Here is a 24,833-nt window from a genome sequence, read left to right on the forward strand (position 1 = left end):
GTGTTTCAATGTCTGGTTTCAATATCTGCGCGGGCTCAGTCCCAGCAGTGCACCAGAACCGTCATTCCGGTCGCGCGCCGGTTCAGCTCGTTGGGGGAAATCCGGGTGGTTTCCTCGCTCGACTGGCCGGAAACGCCGGCTTTCGTCAGGATTTCTGTCAACCGCTCGACCGTTGCCGCAAGGCTGACAGACGCGGGCAGGGTGCGCCCCTCGGACGGTGTGGGCAGCAGCATACCAACCACGTTGCCGCTGTCGTTGAAGACCGGTCCGCCCGCATCGCCGGGCTGTGCGTTCAGGGCCAGCCGTTTGATACCTGTCTCGCCGTTCAGGCCACGGATATCCGCGATTTGACCGTAGGTCAGCGTCGGCGCGCCCAAAGCCCCCTGATAGGAAAAGCCGGATACGGCCACTTCGGACTGAATGCGCGGCTGGGTGGTGCTGAAAGCAGCAACACTCATGGGTGCAAGGGCTTTTGCAGGGCGTAAAACCGAAACACCAAGCTCCCGGTCCGTCAGCGCCAGTTGAACCTCCTGATCCCCCTCCAGGGTGATCCGGGTGCAGCTTTCGGCGGCTTCCGACACCGTCAGAACCGTGCCGTCGGCACCAGCGAAAAAGCCCGACCGCGACAGCCGCGGCTTGCGGATCTGAAGACCCGAGACCAGATCGATGCGCTGTTCCGCATCCGCACCGGCGGCGGCATCCAGAACCGCGTCCGTTGTGCTCAGGCTGGTCGCCATCGCAGCCAGAACACGCAGGCGGCGCGCCTCGTCCCCTTCGGGCCAGACCAGCGTAAAGCCCTTGATCATTCCATCGGCCAACCGCGCCTGCGTGAATGAAACGATCCCATTGCCGCGCCCTTCAAGGGTAAACTGGTCGCGGCCAAGCTCACGCGGGCCGTTCAGCGGAACAATTTCAAGCGACTGCATCACCTGGTAAAGGGCGCGCAGCGTGTTCTTGTCACCCTCCTGACTGATCAAAAGGGCCTGGGCGTTCAGATCCGAGGCGCTTTTGAAATGTACGAACGGAGCTTCATAGCGGTCAAAGCTGACTGTACCCAACGGCATGTCCAGCGCAATTCCGGCCGCGTCGTCGGAATACCGGTCCATCCCGGCCGAGATCAGCGGCGCGTTGTATTCATCCATCAGGGCCTTGCGCTGCACCGTGGTTAGAACGCCCGTCACCTCATAGCCGTTGAACCGCTGCCAATCGCCCATCGACCGGCGGGTTCCCTGTCCGAAAGCACCATCAATGGTCGAATTATAGAAACCCGCCGCCTGAAGGGCCGTTTGCAGGTCTTTCCGTTCCTGCGCGGTCAAAAGGCGCTCGGATTGCAGCGCCTGTGCGCGGGTTTCATCCGAAACCTGTGGGGTCGTAACCGCCACGGGTTCTTCCGCCTGTGCTGCCGGTTCCGTCGGCGCGCTTGCGACGTCGCGGTTTATCGCGTTTTCGCCGACGGGCCAGAATTGCTGCCCCAACGCGCTTGAAAACGCGACAAAGCTATCACGCGGGATCTGCCCCTCGGCCCGGTATACGCGCAAAACCTGCTCGGCATCGCCGCGCGAATAGGGGCCAATGACGATGGCATACCAGCCACTGTTCAGCCGAAATCCGTTCACATCGGGCAGGGTGCTGGCATAGGCTTGCGCCCGGTCCTGCGCTTCGCGCAGCGAGGGCTGCGCCTCGACCTGAACCCAGACGCCGGGGTCTTGTTGTGCGGTCGCGGCGCGCAGGCCGACCAGAAGAAACAAAAGAATTGCTGAAAATACGCGTGTCATTGTCTGCCCGTGTTATGCGGTGTTTGTACTGAGGTGCAGAATACGCGATTTCATTTGCCAAATACCATGCTGAGAATGCGGGGAATTTGTGGTGTGGCCGCGCAGATACAGCCACAGCCCAAAGCCCCGTTGACGCCCCTCGGCCCCTTGCATAGGAAGGGCCAAACCGACCGGAACCGGGCGCACGGGGCGCCCAGAGGGAATGTCATGACCGAACCGACCAGCGCACCGCGTTCATTTCAGGAAATCATCCTCAGGCTTCAGTCCTACTGGGCCTCGAAAGGCTGTGCGATTCTGCAACCCTATGACATGGAGGTCGGGGCAGGGACGTTCCATCCCGCAACCACCTTGCGGGCGCTGGGATCCAAGGCATGGGCCGCAGCCTATGTTCAGCCGTCGCGCCGTCCCACGGATGGGCGTTATGGCGAAAACCCCAACCGGCTTCAGCATTACTACCAGTATCAGGTGCTGATCAAACCCAGCCCTCCGGATTTGCAAGAGCTGTATCTGGGCAGCCTTCAGGCCATCGGCATCGACATGGACCTGCATGATATCCGCTTTGTCGAAGACGACTGGGAAAGCCCCACACTGGGCGCATGGGGGCTTGGCTGGGAGGTTTGGTGTGACGGAATGGAAGTCAGCCAGTTCACCTATTTCCAACAGGTTGGCGGCCATGACTGCGCGCCGGTATCAGGCGAGCTGACCTATGGGCTGGAGCGTCTGGCCATGTATGTGCTGGGCATCGACCACGTGATGGACATGCCGTTTAACGATCCGCAATCCCCCAGCCCTTTGACTTACGGCGATATCTTCAAGCAGACCGAAGAGGAGTACGCCCGCTGGAACTTTGACGTGGCAAACACCGAGGTTCTGCTGCGCCACTTCGAAGAGGCCGAGGCCGAATGCGCCGCCATTCTGAGCCAAGAGCATGTGGACCCGAAGACGGGCAAACGCATTATCATGGCGCACCCGGCCTATGATCAATGCATCAAGGCCAGTCACATCTTCAACCTGCTGGACGCGCGCGGCGTGATCTCGGTGACCGAACGGCAGGCCTATATCGGGCGCGTGCGGGCGCTGGCCAAGCAATGCGCGGATGCCTTTGTGCAGACCGAGGCGGCCGGGTTCAGCGCCGGATGAGGCGATCAGGCCAGTCCCGGCAACAGGGCTTTCAGGCCGTCCGCGATCATGCTGACGGCGATAGCCGCCAGAATCATCCCCATAAAGCGGCTCATGATCACGCGCGCGGTGTCGGACAGGCGTTGGGCCAGCCAGGCCGCGTTCCAGAACGTGATCAGAAGCAGGCCAACAACGGAAAGGAATACGCCTGCATAAACAAAGGCTTCTGCGGGCTTCTTGATCTGGTGTGCATACAGGATCAGCGTGGTGATGGTGCCGGGGCCTACCAGAATGGGAAAGGCCAGCGGATAAAAGGCGACGGTGTCGGGTTCGGGGTAAGCGTCCTTCTCCCCCTTCGTCCCGTGGTGAGAGGTGCTTTCGTGTCCGTTCAGCATGTTCAGACCGATCATCATGACAACCAGACCACCGGCGACGCGCAGATGATTGACGCTGATGCCAAAAAGGCCAAGCGCCTGACTGCCGACCAGGGCAAAGGCACCGCCAAGGATCAGGCAGTAGATCACGGTTTTGACCGCTATCTTGCGCTGTTCGGCGGCGGACAGGTCCTGAGTGACGCTCAGAAACACCGGCAGGTTGGTGACCGGGTTCATGATCGCAAACAATGCGCCGAAAAATCCGACGGCAAGGGTGGATTCCATCGTGTTGACCTCGTTTCTGCCTGTCCCCGGATGAAACCTGTCCTATTTTACAAGAACTTGAAAGAGGCGGCCTGAAAGATGACGGGAAAACTGCTGACAATTCTGCTGCTGCTGTCGGCCATCGTGGCAGGCGTCGGCATGTATTATCTACAGGTCTACGGCTATTATTATGAGGTCGAACCGCAGCCGGGGCAGGACGTTGCCCTGATGACGGATTCAGGCGGTGTGCCCGAGCCCATCGCCTATTCCGGGTTTCAGGCAATCGACGCCGACAGCTCGCCGATCCGGTATCGTGCCTGCTTCGAAACCGAATTGTCGCCGGACCAGATGGCTGGATACGTGCCTGTCGAAAACTCCGAACCCCTGACCGCACCGGGATGGTTTGAATGCTACGATGCAGTGTCTTTGGCGGATGCGCTTGAATCAGGGCAGGCGCGGGCGTTCATGGGGGTGAAGAACATCCATTTCGGCGTCGACCGGATTGTGGCGATCACCGCGGATGGCAAGGGCTATGTCTGGCACGCGTTGAACAATTGTGGTGAAAAAGCCTATGACGGTACCGTCGTGGGCGAGGAATGCCCGCCGCGCCCGGAAAACTGAAGGAGCAGATCGTGGGCCATGTCATAGAAATCCCCGATTTCCTGACGGCCACTCTGGGGTTTGCGGTCTATCTGATCGGGGCCGAGATCAACGCACGTGTGACAACCCTGCGCAATTTCAACATCCCCGAACCCGTGACAGGGGGCCTGCTGGCCTCGCTGGTGGTTCTGATGCTCTATCTGGTATTCGGGATCGAACTGTCCTTTGGCCTGACAGCCCGCGATTTCCTGCTGGTCCTGTTTTTTGCCGGGATCGGCCTGAACGCCCGCCTGTCTGACCTCATTGCGGGTGGTAAGCCGTTAATCTTGCTTTTGATTCTTACTCTGGCGACGATTGTCTTTCAGAATGTGATCGGCGCGGCTGGGGCGGCGATCTTCGGCTATCCCGCACAGTCCGGTGTGTTGTTCGGATCGGCTGCCCTGATCGGTGGGCACGGAACGGCAATTGCATGGGCGCCGGATGTGGCGCAGGCAACGGGCCTTGACGGCGCGACCGAGCTGGGTGTGGCAGTCGCCACCCTTGGATTGGTCCTTGCTGCGCTGGTTGGCGGCCCGATTGCGCGCCTGCTGGTCGAACGGCGCGGCCTGACGCCTGACCGCCCTGACGAAGAACCCAGCGTAGGATTGCCGGATGAGCATGACGGGCACACCACAAGCATCGATCATCTGATCGTCATGCGCGTCCTGCTGCACCTGAACCTTGCGATCATCTCGGGATATGCGCTGAATGAATCAATTGCCGCCGCCGGGCTGAAACTGCCACTGTTCGTGCCCTGCCTGATCATGGGCATCGTGATCGCCAATCTGCGGGATGCGCTGTTTCCCGGTGCTCCGAAAGTGTCGCGCACTCCATCGCTGGCGTTGATTTCGGAATTTGCGCTGGGCGCGTTTCTCGCAATGTCGCTGATGAGCCTGCAACTCTGGACCATCGCGCAGCTGGGCATGGCCATTGCCGTGATCATGACAGCGCAGACGCTCTTTGCGGTGCTGTTCGTCCTCTGGGTGCTGTTCCCGGTCATGGGGTCCAACTATCGCGCCGCCGTACTGGCCGCCGGGTTTGGCGGCTTTGCGTTGGGGGCCACACCCACCGCTATCGCAAATATGACAGCCGTGACCAAGCGATATGGCCCATCGCCTATTGCCTTTATCGTGCTGCCCCTTGTATCCGCCTTCTTTGTGGATATCGCCAATGCCATCGTCATTCAGACGATCGTCAATTTCTAAGGACCGACAATGCCCGACCTGCTGATCGAACTGTTCTCCGAAGAGATCCCCGCACGGATGCAAGCCCGTGCCGGCGAGGATCTGAAAAAGCGGATTACCGATGGTCTGGTCGAGGCCGGTCTGACCTATGCAAGCGCGGCCGCCCTGACCACGCCCCGCCGACTGACGCTGGCGGTTGAGGGGCTGCTGGCGAAAAGCCCCACCATCCGGGAAGAACGCAAGGGCCCAAAAGTAGGCGCACCCGACAAGGCAATCGAAGGGTTCCTGCGCGGCGCGGGCCTGACCCGTGATCAGCTGGAAGAACGCGAAACGCCCAAGGGGGCCATCTATTTCGCCACCATCGAAAGGGCCGGTCGCCCCGCGGCCGAGGTCATTGCCGAAGTGCTCGAAACCACCATCCGCAATTTCCCTTGGCCGAAGTCCATGCGCTGGGGCAGTGGCAGCTTGCGCTGGGTGCGTCCGCTGCATTCGATCCTGTGCATTCTGACGGATGAGGCCGGGGCGCAGGTGGTTCCAATGGATGTCGACGGCATTTCGTCCGGCGACACCACAGCAGGCCACCGTTTTATGGCGCCCAACCGCTTTTCGGTCACGTCTTTCGACGATTACGCGGCCAAGCTGAAGCGGGCTTTTGTCGTCCTGTCCCCCGAGGAACGCGCCCGGCACATCTGGAACGACGCCCAGAACATGGCCTTTGCCGCCGGTCTTGAACTGGTCGAAGATCAGGGCCTGCTGGCCGAGGTCGCCGGTCTGGTCGAATGGCCGGTTGTCCTGATGGGGCGGATCGACGACGAATTCCTCGACCTGCCACCCGAGGTGCTGCAAACCTCGATGAAAGAACACCAAAAGTTCTTCTCGGTCCGCAATCCCAAAACGGGCCGGATTGAACGGTTCGTCACTGTTGCGAACCGCGAAACGGCTGACAATGGCGCGACCATTCTGGCGGGCAATCAGAAAGTGCTGTCGGCCCGTCTGGCCGATGCCAAGTTCTTTTGGGAAAATGACCTGCGCATTGCCAAATCGGACATTGCACAATGGACCCGCGCGCTGGAAAACGTCACCTTCCACAACAAACTGGGAACGCAGGCCGACCGGATCGGGCGCATCGCCGCGCTGGCCCGCGAACTGGCCCCAGTGACCGGAGCCGATGCCGATCAGGCTGAAAAAGCCGCGCGCCTGGCCAAGGCCGACCTCAGCTCGGAAATGGTCTACGAATTCCCCGAGCTTCAGGGCCTTATGGGGCGGTATTACATCGAAGCGGCAGGCGAAGAGGCCGCCGTGGCCGCCGTCGCGCAAGAGCACTACTCGCCTTTGGGGCCATCAGACGACGTGCCCACGGCTCCGCTGTCGGTGACCGTTGCATTGGCCGACAAGCTGGACACGCTGGCGGGGTTCTGGGCGATTGATGAAAAGCCTACCGGCTCGAAAGACCCGTTTGCCCTGCGCCGTGCGGCACTTGGGGTTATCCGGTTGGTGCTCGACAATGACCTGCGCCTGCATCTGGATCGGTTTTTCGACGGACAGCTGCTGCGTGCTGAAAGCGCTGCAAACGAGGCGCTGGCGGCGGAAAACGTTGACGAACTTTTAGAAGAAATCGCAGATCACGGCGTGTTTGGCGCAGCCTTCCAGACTGTCAAGGAAAGGCTGGGCGAAGTGTCGGGCGCCGATTTCCTGAGCCTTGAAAAGAAGATCCCCGACGCATCCGACGATCTCCTCTCCTTCTTCCACGACCGCCTCAAGGTCTTCCTCCGCGACGAAGGCATCCGTCACGACGTCATTGACGCCTGTATCGCGATGGACGGCAATGATGACCTCAATCTGCTGGTCAAACGCGCCCGCGCGCTGAACGCGGTGATCGCGACTGAAGATGGCGAAAACCTTGTGCAGGGTTTCAAGCGCGCAAACAACATCCTGACCCAGGCCGAGGAAAAGGATGGGGTGGAATATTCCTATGGTGCGGATGTGAAATTCGCCGAAACCGACAGCGAAAAGGCATTGTTTGCGGCCTTGAACGCAGCTCAGGCAAAAATCGAACCCGCGCTGAAATCCGAAGATTTCCCCACGGCCATGGCCGCCATGGCGGGGCTGCGCGGGCCGGTGGATGCGTTCTTTGAGGATGTGCAGGTCAACACCGATAATGACATTGTTCGCCGCAACCGGCTGAACCTGCTCAGCCAGATCCGTCAGATCTGCTCCAGCGTGGCCGATCTGACCCGGATCGAAGGGTAAACGACCGGGCGCGCTGGCACGCGCGCCCACAACGCTCTTGCGTGAAGGGCGCAAGCGCTTATGCTGCAGGCAAACCAAAAGGTGCTGCAGTGCAGAATAATCCGAATACGACGCTCATCACATCCGACGCGCCTGTCACCGCCCATACACATGGCGGGCGGGCCAAATGTCTGCAACGTCTGGTCCGGCTGGACCTGCCGGTGCCCCGAACCGTTGCGTTGTCATTTGATGCCGTTCACCAGATCGCCGAAGGGACAACCCCGGATATTGCGGCGATCCTCGAACAGTTCGATCCGACCTCGTTGCTATGCGTCCGGCCCAGTTCCGAAGATCCCGATTGGGGCGGTCCCGGCGCGGTTCTCAATATCGGAATGAACGATGCCCGTTATGTCGACCTGTCCGACACCATGGGGGCCGAGGCCGCCGCAGCCCTGTATCTAAGGTTCGTTCAAAGCTATGCGATCCACGTGGCGCGGCTGGATGCGGATGTGTTTGATGACATTGACGCCGACGGCCGCGAAGGGCTGCGCCATTCGCTGCGCGCCTACGAGGACGAAACCGACGAGGTCTTTCCGCAGGACAGGGGCGAACAGCTGATCGGTGTTCTGCGCTCGATGGCACGTGCATGGGACGGGACGTCCGCGCGCTTGCTGCGGCAGGCCAAGGGGGCACCCGCTGATGCCGGGCTTGGGTTGGTCATTCAAGAGATGATCCCCGGCGTCGGCAAAGGGGAATGCGGATCGGGTGTTCTGCAACTGGTTGATTCCACAACCGGAATGCCACAGATCACCGGTCGCTACCTCAGCCAGAGCCAGGGGCGCGATGCGTTGGGCAAAGATGTGGCCGCCCTGTTTCTGGAAAAAGACCCGCGCGGCCCCTCGCTGGAAGAGGTCGCGCCCAATGCTTTCGCCGATGTCAAAACGCATGCTGCCCTGATGCGCGAGAAACTGCGCGAAGAGATGCAGGTCGAATTCGTCATTCAGGACGGCACTGTGCATATTCTGGATGGCGTCCGGGTGCAGCGATCGGCTCGCGCGGCCATGCGCATTGCCGTACGTCTTGCCGAAGACGGTATCATACCGCCGCAAGAGGCGGTGATGCGTGTCGACCCGCACGCGCTGAACGAACTTCTGCACCGTCAGGTCCACCCTGATGCGCGCCGCGACGTGCTGACCACTGCCATTGGTGCCAGCCCCGGTGCCTCGACCGGCAAGATCGTGTTCACCTCGGCCGAAGCACAGGCCAGTGCCGCCCGTGGCGAGGCGTGTGTTCTGGTGCGCCGGGAAACCTCGCCCGAGGATGTGCGCGGGATGCACGCTGCTGTTGCGGTTCTGACGGAAAAGGGCGGCATGACCAGCCACGCGGCCGTGATCGGGCGCGGATTGGGCCTGCCCTGTATCGTCGGGGCCTCGGAAATGCGGTTTCAGACGAAAGACAAGATGCTGACCGCACCGGATGGGCGGGTATTTAAAACCGGCGATATTGTCACCATTGACGGCAGCTCGGGTCAGGTGCTGGCCGGTCAGCCCGCCATGCTCGAGGCCGCGTTGGATGACTGTTTCCAGACGCTGATGGGCTGGGCCGATGCCGAGCGTGACATCGACATCCGCGCCAATGCTGACACACCGGCTGACGCGCAGACGGCCCGGAACTTTCAGGCTCAGGGGATCGGTCTGTGCCGGACCGAACATATGTTCTTTGATCCCGGTCGTCTGATCGTGATGCGCGAAATGATCTTTGCGCAAACCTCGGCGGGCAGGGCGGCAGTGCTGGAACGCCTGCTTCCGATGCAGCGCGAGGATTTTGTTCAGCTGTTCAGGATCATGGAAGGCCAGCCTGTCTGCATCCGCCTGTTCGATCCCCCCTTGCATGAGTTTCTGCCGACAACGCGCACCGGGCAACGGGAACTGGCCGAGGCGCTGGACCTGCCCGTGTCTGACGTCGAACGCCGGGTTGAGGCGATGACCGAATACAACCCCATGCTGGGTCTGCGTGGCGTTCGTCTGGGTGTCACCGTGCCCGAGATCTACGACATGCAGGCGCGTGCGATTTTCGAAGCCACACTTGAAGCCCGAAAAAACGGTGCACCGGTGGTGCCCGAAGTGATGATCCCGCTGGTATCCGCCAAGCGCGAGGTTGAACTGGTCAAATCCCGCATCGACTCGGTCGCCGCCGCCGTTGAATCGGAACGGGGGCAGAAGTTCGAATATCGGCTGGGCGTCATGGTCGAAACACCACGCGCCTGTCTGCGCGCGGAAGAGATCGCGCCGCAGACCGCCTTCATGAGTTTTGGTACAAATGACCTGACGCAGATGACCTACGGTCTGTCCCGCGACGATGCTGGTCGTTTCATGTCCGCTTACGTGCGGCAGGGGGTCTTTACCGAAGATCCGTTCCATGTCCTTGATCCGGACGGGGTGGGCGAGCTGCTGAAACTCGGGGCGGAACGCGGACGTGCCGCGAAGCCGGATGTGACCCTTTCGGTCTGTGGCGAACACGGTGGAAACCCCGAATCAATCGCCATCTGTCGCGATCTTGGATTCGACTATGTGTCGTGCTCACCGTTCCGGGTTCCAGTCGCTCGGCTGGCTGCCGCTCAACTGGCGATTTCCTCCAGACTTGGGGGTTGACACTGCGCTGAACCCCAAGGAATAGTGGGTTATCCGGTCACTCGTAGGCGAAAAATATTTTCGCTACGGGCGATTTTCCACTTGCTTTTTTCAAGATACTGGACCTTTGCCTCAGTCTGGGGTATCAGCCTCGTCGCGCCCGCCGGGGGAGGGTATGGCGCGTGATGTGCCTGTGCGAGGTTATCTGATGCTACGTTACATATTGGCTGTTGCCGCAGTGGCGGCAACCGTGCTGCCGAGTGCGTCCTTCGCCGAGAAGGAAGCGACTGATACTGCAAAACAAGAACTTGTCGCCCGCAGTGAACTGCCGGCGCAAAGTTTTCGGGACTATTTCAAGCTGTTCCAGCCCCGCAAGGCGGCTGAACCTGTCGAAGTGTCCTTCTCCAAAGACTGGCTTGACCAGCAACCAAAGGCCTCTGGTGGTGAAAACTGGAAATGCCTGTCCGAAGCCCTGTACTTCGAGGCGCGCGGCGAAAGCGTGCGCGGCCAGTTCGCGGTTGCCGAAGTGATCCTGAACCGGGTCAAAAGCAGCCGTTTCCCGGATTCCCTGTGCGGGGTGATCCATCAGGGGACCGGCAAGAAATACCAGTGCCAGTTCACATACACCTGCGATGGCCGCAAAGAGGTCATCCACGAGAAAACGGCGTATGAGCGTGTGGCAAAAGTCGCGCGGGCAGCCATTGATGGTGTGGCGGATGAGTTGACCGAAGGGGCGACGCACTATCACACGACGTCGGTTCGCCCATCCTGGTCGCGGGTCTATAAACAGACGGCGAAAATCGGCGTGCATGTTTTTTACCGCCACAACTACCGGACAGCGAGCAACTGATTGACGCACCCGCGCTGGAAGCTTGCTGGCGCGGGGCAGGTTGCATCCTATATTGCGGGCCAGGAGGCCCGTAATGAATTTGAACCGCAGACACCTTTTGCAAACGGCTGCAGCAGCACTGCTGATGCCGCGTGTGGCCAGTGCGGGTTTTGCACCGCTTAATGCGCGTGTAACCAAACACCCGATCGCGCCTGCAAGTTATCCTGAAACGGAAGTCTGGACATATGACGGGTCTGTCCCCGGCGTTGAACTGCGCGTCAGGCAGGGCGACCGCATCCAGCGCACCCTGATGAACCAGCTTCCGCAGGCCACGTCTGTCCATTGGCACGGTATTCGCATCGAAAACGCCATGGACGGCGTGCCCGGCCTGACACAGGACGCGGTCGAGACGGACGCAAGCTTTGATTACTCCTTCGTCGTTCCCGACGCAGGGACCTATTGGTATCATGCGCATAACCAGTCGATGGAACAGGTTGCGCGCGGGCTTTACGGGCCGCTGATCGTCGAAGAAACCGCGGCCTCCGATGTGGATCAGGATCTGGTGCTGATGCTGGACGACTGGAGGCTTGATCCTGAAACCGCCCAGATCACGGATGATTTCGACAATGGCCATGATCTCAGCCACGCTGGCCGACTGGGGAATATCATCACTGTTAACGGATCCCTTGACCCGCGCGTTCAGGCGCGACGGAACGACCGTCTCCGGCTACGCCTGATCAACGCCTCCAACGCGCGGATTTTTGACCTGAATCTCGATGGGTTGTCAGGGTGGATCGTCGCCCTTGACGGTATGCCACTGGAAACGCCGATCCCATTGTCGGGGGCTTTCCCAATCGCCCCTGCACAACGCATCGATCTTGTTGTGGATGTCGTGGCTGCGGGTGATACGGCAAGTCTGGTGAGTGTTGAACGCGACGGTGCCTTTGGCATCGTTCGGTTCGATGTCGACGAACTTCTCGCACCCGCGCCACGACAAGGCGTGGCAGCGCTGCCGCCCAACCCTTTGCCAGTCATCGAGGATGTCTCATCCGCACCATTGCACCGGATGTCCCTGCAAGGCGGGGCGATGCGCTGGCTGGACAACGCCCGGATCGGGGACACTGAATTGTCAGGCCAGGAACTGGCGCAGTTGGGCCGGTTCTGGGCCCTGAACGGTTATGCGGAACGCCCGTCCGATCCGTTTCTGGACGCCCGGACCGGCGGCCTTCACAGGATCGAGTTCGTCAATGAAACAGTCTTTCCACATGCCATGCATTTGCACGGCCACCACTTCCGACTGATCCAGCCGGACGGATCGCTTGGCCCGTGGCGCGACACTGTTTTGGTTGATCGCGGACAAACCCGCCAGATCGCGCTGGTCGCGGATAATCCGGGGGACTGGCTGTTGCATTGCCATATGCTGGGCCATGCCGCTTCGGGTATGATGAGCTGGTTTCGCGTCACATGACGCCGCATTCGGCGGTTGGAATGGCGTTTGTTTGAATGTTATAGGCCCTTGCAACGCCTATAGTGGGCAAGCCCTGCAACAAGCCGAAAAGGCCGGACCCATGAGTTCTGAAATCCGACTGGCATTTGCGCACCCGTCCGAACGGTCCGAGGCGACCTCGCCCCGAGGGCCGCTGGACCGCATTTCTCTGCGCGACCATATTGTCGAGGTTGAAATCGGTGCGTTTCAGGCCGAGCGGGGAACAACCCAGCGGATCTGTTTCAATATCGTGGTCGAAGTCCGGCCTCTGACCGACCCGATTGACGACGATGTGGATCGCATCCTGTCTTATGACCGGGTGACGGAATCCATTGCCTATGAGCTCGCGGCCGAGCGTCTGAACCTGCTTGAAACCCTGGCCGAACGTGTGGCCGAACGTATCTTGCATGAACCTCGGGCTGTAAGGGTCTTTGTTCGCATCGAAAAACTGGATCGTGGTCCGGGCGCTCTTGGGGTCGAGATCGTGCGCGGGAAAGACTCGGTTCATCACGACGTGACCGAGGAAGATCGCCCGCATCCCCGTCTGGTCTATCTATCGAATGACGCCATCGCCTCGGACAATCTGACCGGGTGGATCGACCAGTTGCAGAACCGCCAGCGCCCGCTGATCCTGTGTGTGGGGGCGTCAGACCTGGCTGCGCCGCAAACCGGCCACGCAATGACACAGCGCCGGATTGACCTGCTTGCGATCGAGCAAAACGCGTGGGTTCTGGCCGCACGCGATCACCGCTGCAAGGTGGTTTCAACCCGGACGGAACTGGACTGGGCCATGAAGAACGGCCAGATCTGTGTTTGGGCCCCGTCCAAGATCGTTCTGGACGCGGTGGATGGTCCGTCCGCCGCGCCCTCCGACGCCGTGGCTCTGGCCGCATGGTTTGCCGCGACCTTTGAAGCCAGTGAGATGATGGTCATCGGCGGCGAATTGCCGAAAGCGCCCAAAACCCCCCTGCGGGCTGTGGCCGTGGATCAGGCCCAATTGTGAGCATCTATTTCAGACCGCTGGTTCAGCACGGCCAGACCCGGCCCGCTGGCGCGTATTCTCTGGCCGGTCAGCCCCTGTGGTTTACCCATGTCGAAACGCTTGGGCGCGATACTACACCGCAGATCATGTCGGCATCGGATATTCCCGGTGGGGCGCTGGCGCGTTTGACCGGCCCGCGCGCACCCATCGCCGGGCTGGATATGCAGGTGCCGCATGTCATGGGCATTCTCAACACCACGCCTGACAGTTTCTCGGACGGGGGCGTTCACAGCTCGGTCGAGGCCGCCCGCGATGCCGCTGCAAGGATGGTGGCGCATGGGGCCACCATTCTGGATATCGGCGGGGAATCAACGCGCCCGGGTGCGGATTTCATTCCGTCAGATCAGGAAATTGCCCGCACCCGCCCGGTGATCGAGGCGATTCGCGCGCAAACGGATGCCTTGATTTCAATCGACACCCGCAAAGCCAGCGTCGCGAAAGCGGCGTGTGCGGCGGGCGCAGGGCTGGTCAACGACGTCTCGGGGTTCACGTTCGATCCCGAACTGGCACCGTTTTGCGCCGACAAGGGCACACCGGTCTGCGTTATGCATATGCAGGGTGATCCGGCCACGATGCAGGAAAACCCCAGCTACGACAACGTGTTGCTGGATGTTTACGATTTCCTCGAAACCCAGATCACTCTGCTGGAAAGCCTGGGGCTTCGGCGCGACCTGATCATCGTCGATCCGGGCATCGGTTTCGGCAAGACCGAAGACCATAACCTGACCTTGCTGCGTAATCTCAGCCTGTTTCACGGGCTTGGCTGCCCGATCCTGCTGGGCGTGTCCCGCAAGGGCTTTATCGGAACAATTGGACGGGAACCGGACAAGACTGCCCGCGCTCCGGGTTCAATTGCCGTGGCTTTGGCCGGATTGTCCCAGGGCGTGCAGATCATTCGCGTTCACGACGTCGCCGAGACTGCTCAGGCCTTGCGCCTATGGGCTGCTGTCCGGTAATCCGGTCTCACGGAAAATCACGGAGTGACACCAATGCGCAAGCTGTTCGGAACCGACGGGGTGCGGGGCACGGCCAACACGCATCCGATGACGGCGGAAATGGCGTTGCGCATCGGGGCTGCGGTGGGGCGCTATTTCCGGCGTGATGCGACCGGTGTGCACCGGGTCGTCATCGGCAAGGACACGCGCCTGTCCGGCTATATGCTGGAAAACGCGCTGACCGCCGGTTTGACGTCGACGGGAATGAATGTGCTGTTGCTGGGGCCGGTCCCCACGCCTGCGGTGGGCCTGATGACCCGGTCGATGCGGGCCGATCTGGGTGTCATGATCTCGGCCAGCCACAACCCGGCAGAGGACAACGGCATCAAATTCTTTGGCCCCGACGGCTATAAACTGTCCGATCAGGCCGAGATCGACATCGAAAAGCTGATCGACGAAGGTGTCCGGCCTGCTCAGGCCCAGAACATCGGACGGGCGCGCCGTGTTGATGACGCCCGGTTCAGATATGGCGAGCGTGTGAAATCCTCGCTGCCGCGCGATGTGCGTCTGGATGGCCTGAAGGTGGTGATTGACTGTGCCAATGGCGCCGCCCACCGCACCGCGCCCGAGGTTCTTTGGGAACTGGGCGCAGACGTGATCCCGGTTGGCATTGCGCCCAACGGGAAGAACATCAACCTCAACTGCGGATCGACCAAGCCACAGCTGGCCGCCGAAACCGTCGTGGCACATGGCGCTGACGTCGGTGTCTGTCTGGACGGCGACGCGGATCGGGTCGTTATCGTCGACGAAACCGGTCAGGTCGCCGATGGCGATCAGCTTATGGCATTGCTGGCGACGGCCTGGAAAAAATCTGGGCAGTTGAAAGGCAATGCTCTAGTGGCCACCGTGATGTCCAATCTGGGGCTTGAACGGCACCTGTCGTCACACGGAATGCGGCTGGAACGCACAGCCGTCGGCGACCGCTATGTGGTCGAACGTATGCGCGAAGGTGGCTTCAACCTGGGCGGTGAACAATCCGGTCATATCGTGATGAGCGATTATGCCACCACCGGCGATGGCCTGATGGCCGGTCTGCATTTTCTGGCCGAGATGGTTCTGTCCGGTCGCAAAGCCTCGGATCTGTCCAAGCAGTTCGAAACCGTGCCGCAGCTGTTGAAGAACGTCCGCTATGCCAACGGTCAAACTCCGCTTGAAGTTCAAAGCGTTAAAGCTGCCATTGCCGATGCCGAGGCGCGGCTGAACGGGCAGGGCCGGTTGCTGATCCGCAAATCCGGCACCGAGCCGCTGATCCGCGTTATGGCCGAATGCGAGGATGACGCGCTGCTGGTCCAGGTCGTCGACAGTATCGTGGCCGAGGTCGAAGCCGCCGCAGGCTAGCGCCCGAACAGAACTCTGCGCAGGCTGAACCACTGGCTGATGGCCATGCCCGTCAGGATCAGGGCCAGGGCGACGTAGAATCGCAGGGGCAGGGCCTCGGACAGGATCCAGGCCCCGAACACCATCGACCAGATCGGCACCTGATAATTCACCAGTGTCAGGAACACCGACCCGGCGCTGCGGGTGATCGAAACCCGCAGCAAATTGGCGAATGCTGTGGGGATCAGCCCAAGCACGATCAGGGCCAGCGACGGGCGGTTGCCCTGCCATGTGGGAACACCTTCGACCAGCAGCATGATGGGCACCAGCAGAACAGCGCCGACCAGCAGGGTCAGCGCGGCCAGCGCCAGTGGCTCAACCGGCGGGCAGCGCCGCGTCAGGATCGATGTCGAGGCATAGCAGAGGGCAGCCGAGATACAGGCCAGCTGCGCCAGTGGCTCGGTCCCTTGACCCAGCTTTGCCAGACCGGGTCCGATCAGGACCAATGCGCCGGAAAACCCAAGGCACACGCCCAGAAACCGACGCGGGTTCAGCGGCTCATCGGAAAAGAAATGCGCCAGCGGCAACACCATCAGCGGAATTGCGGCCATGGACAGCCCTGCAAAGGCCGAGGGTACATATTGCTGACCCCAGCTGAGCAGCATGAAAGGCACCGCAGTCGACAACACGCCAATCAGCAGGATTGACGTTGTCAGCGCGGGTGTCAAAACCGGCATGCGGCGACCGGTGAACCGCATCAGGACAAGCAACGTCACCGCCCCTAATGTGGTGCGCGATGTCGCCACGGTAATCGGGCCATAGCCTTCCAAAGCCATCGCGACGACCATGAATGTGCCGCCCCAAATAAGCCCCAGCGTGAAAACGCCGCTCCAGTCCTGTTTCGTGGGTTGTTCAACCATTCCATCCCCTTATCCTGCGTGCGCGCCGGTGTCACGGGCTGATCTTGACTTAACGTTAGTTTGCACTTACCGTAAGCAATGGCTTACGAAATGACATTTTCAGCCTTAGGCGATGCAACCCGCAGGCAGGTGTTCGAAGCCGTCGCCAGCCAGCCTCAGGCAGTGGGCGAACTTGCGTCAAAGCTGCCGGTAAGCCGACCGGCCGTCTCGCAACATCTCAAGGTGCTGTCGGATGCCGGGCTGGTGACATGCCACGCGAAAGGGACGCGCCGGATCTATGCGGTGCGCCCCGAGGGGCTGGCAGAGCTGCGCAGATGGCTCGACCGGTACTGGACCGACGTGATGAACAGCTTTGCAGATGAGGTGACCAGAACGGGAGAGAGGCCATGACAGACCCGATTGTCAAAACAATTGTCGTAAGTGCCTCAGCTGCGCGTGCTTTCGACATCTTCGTCAACCGCATCGGTACATGGTGGCCGCTGGACAGCCACGCGGTGTCCGCATCGCAGGGACAACCGGCAAGGGACGTGGTTATTGAACCCCGGATCGGTGGCGCGGTCTATGAGGTCATGTTCGACGGAACCCGTGCCGACTGGGGCGAAGTGCTGGCGATCGATCCCGGCCGATCCGTGGCATTCACCTGGCATCCGGGCACCAACAGCGGGTCTCCTACGCGCGTCGATGTGCGTTTTGAGGATTGCGGTTCGGGGCAGGCCAAAGTCACCTTGACGCATTCCGGCTGGGACGTCTGGGCAGATGAAGCGCCCCAAAAGCGCGGCGGCTACGATACGGGATGGGATATCGTTCTGGGTGAATGCTTTGCCAAAGCGGTCTTAAAATGAAGAAGGGCGACCGCCTGGGCCGCCCTTTGCCTGACATCGGTCAGGTTTAGTTCTTTTCTTTGTCGACCATCTTGCCGGCCGAGATCCACGGCATCATGCCGCGCAGCTTGGCGCCGGTCTCTTCGATCATATGCTCGTCATTGGCGCGGCGCGACGCTTTGATGGTCGGCTGGCCAACGGCGTTTTCCAGCATGAAGTCACGGACGAATTTGCCCTGCTGGATGTCGTCCAGAACCGCTTTCATGCGGGCCTTGGTCTCGTCGTATTTCAGGATGCGCGGACCGGTGACATACTGGCCATACTCAGCCGTGTTCGAGATCGAGTAATCCATGTTGGCAATGCCACCTTCATAGATCAGGTCAACGATCAGCTTCACTTCGTGCAGACACTCGAAATAGGCCATCTCGGGTGCGTAACCGGCCTCGACCAGAGTTTCAAAGCCGCAGCGGATCAGTTCGACCAGACCACCGCACAGAACGGCCTGTTCGCCGAACAGGTCGGTTTCGCATTCTTCGCGGAAGTTGGTCTCGATGATGCCCGAGCGGCCGCCACCGATGGCCGAGCAGTAGGACAGGCCGATTTCCAGCGCCTTGCCGGTTGCATCATTGTGAACCGCGACCAGGCAGGGCACGCCGCCGCCTTTGGTGTATTCGCCGCGCACGGTGTGGCCAGGGCCTTTGGGGGCCATCATGATGACGTCAACACCGTCTTTTGGCTCGATCAGGCCGAAGTGGACGTTCAGGCCGTGGGCAAAGGCGATGGCGGCACCAGGCTTGATGTTGTCATGGACGTATTTCTTGTAGGTTTCGGCCTGCAACTCGTCGGGCATGGTGAACATGATGACGTCGCACCAGGCAGCCGCTTCGGCGATGCCCATCACAGCCAGACCTTCCGCTTCGGCTTTCTTGGCCGAGGGCGAGCCTTCGCGCAGGGCGATGACCAGGTTCTTGGCACCCGAGTCGCGCAGGTTCAGCGCGTGGGCGTGACCCTGGCTGCCATAGCCCAGGATAGCCACTTTCTTGTCTTTGATCAGGTTGATGTCGCAATCGCGATCGTAATAGACGCGCATTTTGCCGGTCCTTTCTGGTTTGGTTGGGGCGGTTCTACCTGCCGCGCGTCGGATTGGCGATAGGGTTGGGCTTGAGTATTTGTAAAAAAGATGAAGAATAATTCTTGAAAATGGAAAATACTGAAAAAATCATGCTTGACGATATCGACCGGCGCATTTTGCGTCACTTTCAGGCGAACCCCAGCCTGACCACCGCGGAACTTGCCGATCTGTGCCGGATCAGCGCAGGTGTCTGTTGGCGCAGGCTGGAAAAGATGCAGGCAGCCGGGATCATCGAAGGGCAGGAGGCGGTGATCGACTGGACCGCGATGGGCTATGCTGTCGAAGTCTCGCTTCGGATCACCCTGGACAAGACACAGGCCCGCGCCTTTGACGAGTTTATGGAAGAGGCCCGCAACGTGGCCGAGGTGATCGAAATCCAGACATTTCTGGGCCGGGTGGATGTCCGCCTGTCGGTAATTGCGCGGGATATGAAGCACTATCAGCAGCTTTATCGGGACCGGATCCTGACCCTGCCGCATATCGCCGATATCGAAGCGCTGATGCATATCGCGCGGGTCAAGCGGGACGAGGTGTTACCGGTATGATCGAGCTGGACGAGATTGACCGCCGTCTGCTGCGCGCGCTGCAACAGGACGCCACCCAAAGCGCAGGTGCCCTGGGTCGGAGGTTCAACCTGTCTCAGCCGGCCACCTGGCGGCGTATCCGCAGGTTGGAGGATGCCGGGATCATCAAGGGCCGGCGGCTGCGTCTGAATGCCGAGGCGCTGGGGTTTGGCGTGACCGTGTTTCTGGGGGTCAAGCTGGCGCGCAAGGGACAGATCAGCCTTGAGGATTTCGAACGCGCTGTAAGCGCCATCCCCGAAGTGCAGACCGTCGAGCATGTTCTGGGATTGTACGACTACCGCTTGCGCGTTGTGGCGCGGGACCTGTCCGATTTCGAACGCGTGTTGCGGCGCCGGATCATGACGCTGCCCGGCGCTGGCGATGTCGAGGCGAACGTCCTGCTGAGCGAGGAACGGCTGCCCGGACCGATTGGATAACCTGCCTTAGTATTTGGTGCGGATGTAATATCCGGGATGATGGGTCAGGCGGGCAAACGTGATCGGTTTGTCTTCTTTCCAGGTGGTACGCTCCATCTGGATCATCGACGCGCCCGCCGTGGTGCCCATGAATTCCGCCAGCCTTGCGTCAGCGGAAATAGCGCAGAACGCGACCTCGGCATCGTTGAACGGAGCGGCATTCAGCAGCCACTCATGCGGTCCTTGCTGGGTCAGGTCGGCGTTTTCCACATCAGGGACGGTTCCGATATTGATCCAGCGCTCTTCAAGCTGGAACGGGCGGTTGTCCGCGTAATGCATACAGATGACATGCAGAACCCGCGTCTCGGCGGGGACATCAAGCTGAGAGGACAGCCAGCGGGGGCAGGCCTCGACAGTCCGTTCCACCAGCGCATAGCGATAGGCGGCATTCTGGCTTTCGACCATCTGCCGCGCCAGTGAGAATTCCAGCTTGGCGTGTTTGCTGGGCTCTTTCTTGACCCGCGTCCCGCTTTTGCGCTTGCGTTCGATGAAACCCTGATCGGCCAGTTCCCTGAGGGCACGGTTCACCGTCGCGCGGGCGCAATTGAATTCTTCGGCCAGTTGCGTTTCGGTCGGCAGTAATGATCCCTGAGGCCACACGCGGCTTTCAATACGTCGTTTTACTTCATCTCGAACGGACTGGAAGTTAATACGCTTTTGTATCGTCACAGGAAAAATATCCCTTCAAGTAAAAAGTGTGCGCATCTGTTCAGAAGCAAGCAGAAGTGTAAAGGGGAAGTGACACTGGTTGGCGTCATTTTCTTGTGTTCCCAGTGTTATACAGCACCGAATGGGTCGATTTTACCCGCATTCCGTCGCGTCACTTTTTGTCGCGAAATGGCTTTACTGGCCAAGGTAAAGAGACCAAGACTGCACTGACGATATTGAAAGGACGCCATATGCCTGCCTTGCTGAAGAACGTTGACCCGAACGGGCTCGAAGAATTCTCGGTCGTATTCACCGATCGCTCGCTGAACCACATGTCCCAAAAGTTTCAGGGGGTAATGCGCGACATCTCGGCCATGCTGAAAGAGGTGTACAAGGCAGACGGGGTGGCCGTCATTCCGGGCGGCGGTACCTATGCGATGGAGGCGGTTGCCCGGCAATTCGCGCGCGGGGCGGATGTTCTTGTGGTCCGGAACGGGTGGTTTTCGTACCGCTGGAGCCAGATCATCGAAAGCGGCGCCCTGACCAGCTCGACCACTGTGATGAAGGCGCGCGAGACCGGCAATGCCAGCCCGTCCCCCTTTGCGCCCGCACCGATTGACGAGGTCGTCGCAACGATTCGCGAACAGAAACCCGGCGTTGTGTTCGCACCGCATGTTGAAACGGCGGCGGGTGTCATCCTGCCGGATGACTATGTGACCGCCCTGGCCAGCGCGGCGCATGAGGTGGGTGCATTGATGGTGCTGGATTGCATCGCATCCGGGTGTGCCTGGGTGGATATGAAAGCCAGCGGCGTCGACGTGCTGATCTCGGCCCCGCAAAAGGGCTGGAGCGCATCGCCTTGTGCCGGTCTGGTCATGCTGTCCGAACGGGGCGAGGCGCGTCTGGAACAGACAAGCTCGGACAGTTTCGCCATCGACCTGAAGAAGTGGCGCCAGATCATGCAGGCCTATGAAAACGGTGGTCACGCCTATCACGCCACAATGCCCACCGATGCGCTGCTGGCTTTCCGCGATACCATGGCAGAAACCAGGGGGTACGGGTTCGAAAAGCTGCGCAAGGCGCAATGGGCATTGGGCGACGGCGTGCGGGCGATGTTGAAGGAGTATGGTATTGTCTCGGTGGCGGCTGACGGTTTCGGCGCGCCCGGCGTTGTGGTCAGCTACACCTCGGACCCCGAAATCCAGAACGGCAAGAAATTTGCCGCTCTGGGGATGCAGATCGCGGCCGGGGTGCCGCTGCAATGTGACGAACCCGAAGGCTTCAGCACCTTCCGTCTGGGCCTGTTCGGATTGGACAAGCTTTATGATGTGGACGCCACCATCGCGCGCCTGAAGCGTGTGCTGGATCAGGTTCTGTAAACGGGCCGGGCCTTAGCGAACGCCAAGGCCCATCTGCATCAGCGTCTTGCGCACAGGCGGCAGGGAATACAGCGCGCTCAGCCCCATTGCGCGCGCATCCCGCAGCGGGCGCGCCTCGATCATCGAGGCGCGGTTCAGCAGATCAATCCCTTTGACCCGCATCTCGATCTCGGTGTGGCGCGCCTTGTGATAGGCGTCCAGCATCTGCGCGTCGCCCAGATCTTCGGGCCGGGACTGCGCCAGATCCAGCAGGCAGCGCAGATCGCCCAATGACATGTTCAGCCCCTGCGCGCCGATCGGTGGCACCACATGCGCGGCCTCGGCCATCAGGGCAATGCGCTCACCCGCCAGCCGTTCCGCGGACTGGCTGATGATCGGCCAGATCGTCCGGCGCGATGCCAGCCTCAAGGGGCCAAACAGGCCACAGGACCGTTCCGTCATCGCAGCCTCAAACGCTTCGGCATCAAGGGTCAACAGGTCAACGGCATTCGGCCCGCGTTCCATCCAGACAATGGCGGACGAAGGCTGCCCCTGCCAATCGGGCAGCGGAACCAGCGTGAACGGCCCGCCAGACCTGTGTATCTCGGTCGAGACATTCTCGTGCGGAATAGGATGCGTCACCGCAAACGCCAGCGCTTTCTGCCCATACCGTGTTGTATGCACATTGATACCGGCGGCCTCGCGCATGGGTGAGTTGCGCCCATCTGCGGCCAGCACCAGCTTGCAGCGGATGCGGCTGCCGTCGCTCAGGCCAACGCGGGCTTCGGCAGTGCGGGTGAACAGGCTGACGGTCCCGGTGCCGGGGCGGAAATCGACATTCGGCAGCTCTGCCAGCCGTGCGACCATCTCCCGGCGCAACAGCCAGTTGGGCAGGTTCCAGCCAAACGGTTGCTCGGAAATGTCGGCTGCGTTGAAATCGCGTATGACGCGGGGTTCGGGCACGTCTCCCCCGGCATCGACAATACGCATGATCTGCAAGGGGGCCGCATGGGCATCCAGCCGCGCCCACAGGCCGCATTGCTCCAGCAGGCCGCGCGCAGGTTGCAGAAAGGCGGTGGTGCGCAGGTCGGACCCGTCCACATCCCGTTCGGTGATCGGTGGCGCGGGATCTACGCACACCACGTCAAACCCAGCGGTTCCAAACGCCGCCGCTGCGGTCAGACCGGCGATTCCACCGCCGGAAATCAGGATGTCACAACTGTCAGTCATGGCGCCTCTCATCATCTCGGGCAGACCCTAGTTCGGTTCCACCCCCTGCGCCAAGTGACATCCTGTCCCGTATCTCAGCCGCGTGAGATCAGGATCAGGACCAGGAACATCACCGGCACCATCATCAGGGCAGGGATGTAAAGGCCCGGAAGGCCAAACACCATGGCCGAACAGCCCCACATGCTGAGGACCGCGCCGACGGTGTAATACAGGTCCTCCGCCTTGGCGTTGGCGGCGTCGCGGGCCAGCCACCCGAAAACCGGAATTGCAAAGAATAGGCGCTGCCAAACCGGCAGGCGTCCGGGCATCTCGATCGCACTCATGGGGCTCTCCGTTCTGTTCGTCGCTCCAGCGCATATAGGGCTGCGCATGCGGGTGCAGAACGTACGGATCGTCGCAGTGTGACAGGCTACCGCAGGCGGGCCAGAAATGCGGTTAGATCATCCGTGTGATGGTGGATGTGATCGGCCTCATGCGGGTCCGGGGCGACATGAACCGTGCGCATTCCCATCTCATGCGGGGCGGCCAGATTACGCGGGTCATCCTCGAACATCGCGGCCTTGTCAGCCTGAATACCATCCTGTGCAAAGATGGCTTCAAAGGCGGCTTTCTGGGGCTTTGGCCGATACCCGGCATGTTCGACGCCATAGATTGCATCAAACAGCCCCGAAAGCCCGCGCGCCTGCAAAACCCGCTCGGCGTAGGGTGCGCTGCCATTGGTGTAGACAATGCGCCGTCCGGGCAGGGCGCGAATGTGATCGGCCAGCTCTGCATCCGGGTCCATATGGCTCATGTCCACCTGATGCACCGCGTGCAGATAGGGCTCGGGGTCCAGATCATGTTCGGCCATCAACCCGGCCAGCGTAGTGCCGTATTGGCGCCAGTACTGCCCGCGCAGCCTGTCGGCCTCGGCCCGGTCCACGCCGATGGCCTGCACCACGTAATCCGTCATCAAAACTTCGATCTGATCGAACAGCTGCATATGCGGCGGATAGAGGGTGTTATCCAGATCGAATACCCATTGCGTGACATGACTGAAGGACGGTTTGACCATGGCTTGGGTTTAGGGCGCGGGCGGGGTGTTTTCAATGCCGTACTTGATTGACGCCCCCAGAGACGGATAGACATGTCCGAACGAGGAGACAGAATACCCCATGAGCCAGACCCGATCCCCCACCAAGGATGCCTATAGCCTGATACTCGAAGCCATTGATGTCGGCGTCTACAAGCCCGGCGATCGTCTGGTGGAAAGCGAGCTGGCAGAACGGTTCGGGGTGTCGCGCACCCCGATCCGCGAAGCGTTGCAACGCCTGGAAACCCAGTCTCTGCTGGAACGGGACGGTCGGTCACTGATCGTGGCGTCGCTGGACCACAACCAGATGGCCGAGCTTTATATCGTGCGGCGCGAACTGGAAGGGCTCGCCGCGCGGCTGGCTGCCAAACACGCCACCGAAGAAGAGATCAGGGTTCTTCAGGACATGGTTCTCGAAGATGACAAGCTGGTGGGCGATCCGATGGCGCTGTCACGTGCCAACCGGCGCTTTCACGAACAGATCCATCTGGCCTCGCACAACCGCTACCTTGTCCAGCAGCTTGATCTGGTGCACCGGACAATGGCCTTGATGGCGACTACGTCCTTGGCCGTGCAGGGGCGCGGAGAGATTGCCCAGAGCGAACATAAAGGCATCGTCGAAGCCATTGCCGCGCGCGATGAAGAGGCGGCGGGGCGGGCGCTCAAGGACCATATCTCGATCGCATTCATGACGCGCCTGAAGCAGGACGCAAGCCGCCGCGACAAGTGA

General features: G+C 60.7%; 24 protein-coding genes. 16 read left to right on the plus strand and 8 right to left on the minus strand.

Translation table 11 applies throughout. The annotated features are described in order from the left end of the window. Positions 1–35: 35 nt before the first annotated feature. Positions 36–1,775, minus strand: coding sequence for a serine protease (locus ACR0AD_RS02335; protein ID WP_480486005.1), 1,740 nt, complete (start codon positions 1,773–1,775; stop codon positions 36–38). Between the two features lie 207 nt (positions 1,776–1,982). Between ACR0AD_RS02335 and ACR0AD_RS02340 the strand changes: the two genes are divergently transcribed. Continuing rightward, a complete protein-coding gene (locus ACR0AD_RS02340) occupies positions 1,983–2,915 on the plus strand; it encodes a glycine--tRNA ligase subunit alpha (protein WP_480486003.1) in 933 nt (310 codons plus the stop codon). Between the two features lie 5 nt (positions 2,916–2,920). Here the strand turns inward: ACR0AD_RS02340 and ACR0AD_RS02345 are convergent, their stop codons facing one another. Beyond that, the gene (locus ACR0AD_RS02345) at positions 2,921–3,553 is read right to left on the minus strand and encodes a MarC family protein (RefSeq protein WP_480486002.1); all 633 of its coding nucleotides are present in this window, start codon (positions 3,551–3,553) and stop codon (positions 2,921–2,923) included. A 78-nt stretch (positions 3,554–3,631) separates the two neighbouring features. On the opposite strand from ACR0AD_RS02345, the gene ACR0AD_RS02350 reads away from it, so the two are divergent. The 9 genes from ACR0AD_RS02350 (at position 3,632) to glmM (ending at position 15,904) form a co-directional block, all read left to right on the plus strand. Further along, complete coding sequence (locus ACR0AD_RS02350; protein ID WP_480486000.1) at positions 3,632–4,153, plus strand: DUF6446 family protein; 522 nt, start codon at positions 3,632–3,634, stop codon at positions 4,151–4,153. After that, positions 4,129–5,376 (plus strand): sodium/glutamate symporter, encoded by a 1,248-nt coding sequence (gltS, locus tag ACR0AD_RS02355; protein ID WP_480485999.1) that lies wholly within the window; start codon positions 4,129–4,131, stop codon positions 5,374–5,376. Before ACR0AD_RS02350 ends, gltS begins: the two co-directional genes overlap by 25 nt. A gap of 9 nt (positions 5,377–5,385) precedes the next feature. After that, positions 5,386–7,605 (plus strand): glycine--tRNA ligase subunit beta, encoded by a 2,220-nt coding sequence (glyS, locus tag ACR0AD_RS02360; RefSeq protein WP_480485997.1) that lies wholly within the window; start codon positions 5,386–5,388, stop codon positions 7,603–7,605. A gap of 89 nt (positions 7,606–7,694) precedes the next feature. Beyond that, positions 7,695–10,235 carry a putative PEP-binding protein gene (locus ACR0AD_RS02365; RefSeq protein ID WP_480485996.1) on the plus strand — a complete coding sequence of 847 codons (2,541 nt, stop codon included), beginning with the start codon at positions 7,695–7,697 and terminating at the stop codon, positions 10,233–10,235. 154 nt (positions 10,236–10,389) lie between these two features. After that, positions 10,390–11,064: a cell wall hydrolase gene (locus ACR0AD_RS02370; RefSeq protein ID WP_480481425.1), complete on the plus strand. Its 675-nt coding sequence runs from the start codon at positions 10,390–10,392 to the stop codon at positions 11,062–11,064. A 73-nt stretch (positions 11,065–11,137) separates the two neighbouring features. Then, positions 11,138–12,511 carry a multicopper oxidase family protein gene (locus tag ACR0AD_RS02375; protein ID WP_480485993.1) on the plus strand — a complete coding sequence of 458 codons (1,374 nt, stop codon included), beginning with the start codon at positions 11,138–11,140 and terminating at the stop codon, positions 12,509–12,511. A 100-nt stretch (positions 12,512–12,611) separates the two neighbouring features. Continuing rightward, complete coding sequence (locus tag ACR0AD_RS02380) at positions 12,612–13,532, plus strand: dihydroneopterin aldolase (protein ID WP_480485992.1); 921 nt, start codon at positions 12,612–12,614, stop codon at positions 13,530–13,532. Then, a complete protein-coding gene (gene folP / locus ACR0AD_RS02385) occupies positions 13,529–14,527 on the plus strand; it encodes a dihydropteroate synthase (protein WP_480485990.1) in 999 nt (332 codons plus the stop codon). Before ACR0AD_RS02380 ends, folP begins: the two co-directional genes overlap by 4 nt. Positions 14,528–14,560: 33 nt before the next feature. Beyond that, positions 14,561–15,904: a phosphoglucosamine mutase gene (gene glmM / locus ACR0AD_RS02390; RefSeq protein ID WP_480485988.1), complete on the plus strand. Its 1,344-nt coding sequence runs from the start codon at positions 14,561–14,563 to the stop codon at positions 15,902–15,904. Here glmM and ACR0AD_RS02395 read toward each other — a convergent pair. Continuing rightward, positions 15,901–16,803, minus strand: a complete 903-nt coding sequence (locus ACR0AD_RS02395; RefSeq protein ID WP_480485987.1) for a DMT family transporter — start codon at positions 16,801–16,803, stop codon at positions 15,901–15,903. The genes glmM and ACR0AD_RS02395 overlap by 4 nt on opposite strands. A gap of 90 nt (positions 16,804–16,893) precedes the next feature. Here ACR0AD_RS02395 and ACR0AD_RS02400 point away from each other — a divergent pair, with 90 nt between their 5' ends. Both ACR0AD_RS02400 and ACR0AD_RS02405 read left to right on the plus strand, forming a co-directional pair. Then, positions 16,894–17,193 (plus strand): ArsR/SmtB family transcription factor, encoded by a 300-nt coding sequence (locus ACR0AD_RS02400; protein ID WP_480485986.1) that lies wholly within the window; start codon positions 16,894–16,896, stop codon positions 17,191–17,193. Then, positions 17,190–17,645 (plus strand): SRPBCC family protein, encoded by a 456-nt coding sequence (locus tag ACR0AD_RS02405; RefSeq protein ID WP_480485984.1) that lies wholly within the window; start codon positions 17,190–17,192, stop codon positions 17,643–17,645. Before ACR0AD_RS02400 ends, ACR0AD_RS02405 begins: the two co-directional genes overlap by 4 nt. A gap of 46 nt (positions 17,646–17,691) precedes the next feature. On the opposite strand, the gene ilvC is transcribed toward ACR0AD_RS02405, so the two are convergent. After that, the gene (ilvC, locus tag ACR0AD_RS02410; RefSeq protein ID WP_267363386.1) at positions 17,692–18,714 is read right to left on the minus strand and encodes a ketol-acid reductoisomerase; all 1,023 of its coding nucleotides are present in this window, start codon (positions 18,712–18,714) and stop codon (positions 17,692–17,694) included. A gap of 131 nt (positions 18,715–18,845) precedes the next feature. Between ilvC and ACR0AD_RS02415 the strand changes: the two genes are divergently transcribed. Both ACR0AD_RS02415 and ACR0AD_RS02420 read left to right on the plus strand, forming a co-directional pair. Further along, positions 18,846–19,301: an Lrp/AsnC family transcriptional regulator gene (locus tag ACR0AD_RS02415; RefSeq protein WP_267363387.1), complete on the plus strand. Its 456-nt coding sequence runs from the start codon at positions 18,846–18,848 to the stop codon at positions 19,299–19,301. Further along, on the plus strand, positions 19,298–19,756 hold the full coding sequence (locus ACR0AD_RS02420) for an Lrp/AsnC family transcriptional regulator (RefSeq protein ID WP_209504239.1): 459 nt from the start codon (positions 19,298–19,300) through the stop codon (positions 19,754–19,756). The genes ACR0AD_RS02415 and ACR0AD_RS02420 overlap by 4 nt, the downstream gene beginning before the upstream one ends. A gap of 6 nt (positions 19,757–19,762) precedes the next feature. On the opposite strand, the gene ACR0AD_RS02425 is transcribed toward ACR0AD_RS02420, so the two are convergent. Beyond that, entirely contained in the window at positions 19,763–20,464 is a 702-nt protein-coding gene (locus ACR0AD_RS02425) for a GntR family transcriptional regulator (RefSeq protein ID WP_480485982.1), read from the minus strand. Positions 20,465–20,694: 230 nt separating this feature from the next. Between ACR0AD_RS02425 and ACR0AD_RS02430 the strand changes: the two genes are divergently transcribed. Beyond that, positions 20,695–21,822 (plus strand): aminotransferase class V-fold PLP-dependent enzyme, encoded by a 1,128-nt coding sequence (locus ACR0AD_RS02430; protein ID WP_480486477.1) that lies wholly within the window; start codon positions 20,695–20,697, stop codon positions 21,820–21,822. 12 nt (positions 21,823–21,834) lie between these two features. Here the strand turns inward: ACR0AD_RS02430 and ACR0AD_RS02435 are convergent, their stop codons facing one another. From ACR0AD_RS02435 to ACR0AD_RS02445, 3 genes are all read right to left on the minus strand, one after another. Next, positions 21,835–23,031, minus strand: a complete 1,197-nt coding sequence (locus tag ACR0AD_RS02435) for a UbiH/UbiF family hydroxylase (RefSeq protein ID WP_480485980.1) — start codon at positions 23,029–23,031, stop codon at positions 21,835–21,837. Between the two features lie 74 nt (positions 23,032–23,105). Continuing rightward, entirely contained in the window at positions 23,106–23,354 is a 249-nt protein-coding gene (locus ACR0AD_RS02440) for a hypothetical protein (RefSeq protein ID WP_209504235.1), read from the minus strand. An 86-nt stretch (positions 23,355–23,440) separates the two neighbouring features. After that, complete coding sequence (locus ACR0AD_RS02445; RefSeq protein WP_480485978.1) at positions 23,441–24,085, minus strand: pyrimidine 5'-nucleotidase; 645 nt, start codon at positions 24,083–24,085, stop codon at positions 23,441–23,443. A 100-nt stretch (positions 24,086–24,185) separates the two neighbouring features. Here ACR0AD_RS02445 and ACR0AD_RS02450 point away from each other — a divergent pair, with 100 nt between their 5' ends. Further along, positions 24,186–24,833: a GntR family transcriptional regulator gene (locus ACR0AD_RS02450; protein ID WP_267363400.1), complete on the plus strand. Its 648-nt coding sequence runs from the start codon at positions 24,186–24,188 to the stop codon at positions 24,831–24,833.

Source organism: Ruegeria sp. BH8, from assembly GCF_056538065.1.